This window comes from Frankia sp. CcWB2, from assembly GCF_977927585.1.
Genome location: NZ_CDWRCM010000002.1, coordinates 60,982 through 61,521, shown reverse-complemented (window position 1 = coordinate 61,521; position 540 = coordinate 60,982). Strand labels below are relative to the sequence as shown.

General features: G+C 69.8%; 1 protein-coding gene. It reads left to right on the top strand.

Annotation, left to right across the window (positions count from 1 at the left end):
* Positions 1-47: 47 nt before the first annotated feature.
* The coding region (locus ACY45C_RS01015; protein ID WP_462185794.1) for a DNA-processing protein DprA at positions 48-540 on the top strand (493 nt) is incomplete at its 3' end.

The following is a 540-nucleotide window of genomic DNA, read 5'->3' as shown; positions in this document are numbered from 1 at the left end:
TTCCCAAACAGGCCCTAGTCCGCGTCTTCGGCCCGGAACATCGTTGCGTGGCCGTCGAGGTCAGGCGCCGGGGTGCGTCCGAGGTGTGGAATGCGCTCCGGGCGGCGCACCCGAGTGTCGATCCGGTTCGGGACCTGGACGCGGCATGGCGCGCCGGCGCCCGGCTGGTCTGTCCCCAGGACGCCGAGTGGCCCCTCGAACTGGATGCCCTGGACCGTTTTCGGGACGAGGGAGACGGTTCGATGATCGGCACTCCACTGGCTTTGTGGGTCCGTGGTCCGGTCAACCTGAGCGAGCTCCCACCCCGGGCGGTCACTGTCGTGGGCTGCCGGACCGCGACCAGCTACGGGCTGCACCTCGCCGGAGAGATCGCGTTTGCGATGGCGGAACAGGGATGGGCCGTGGTGTCGGGAGCCGCGTTCGGCATTGACGCAGCAGCACACCGGGGGGCGTTGGCCGCAGCCGGATCGACGGTGGCGGTGCTCGCCGGGGGGTGTCGACGTTCCCTACCCGACTGCCCATGTGGAACTGCTGGAGGAG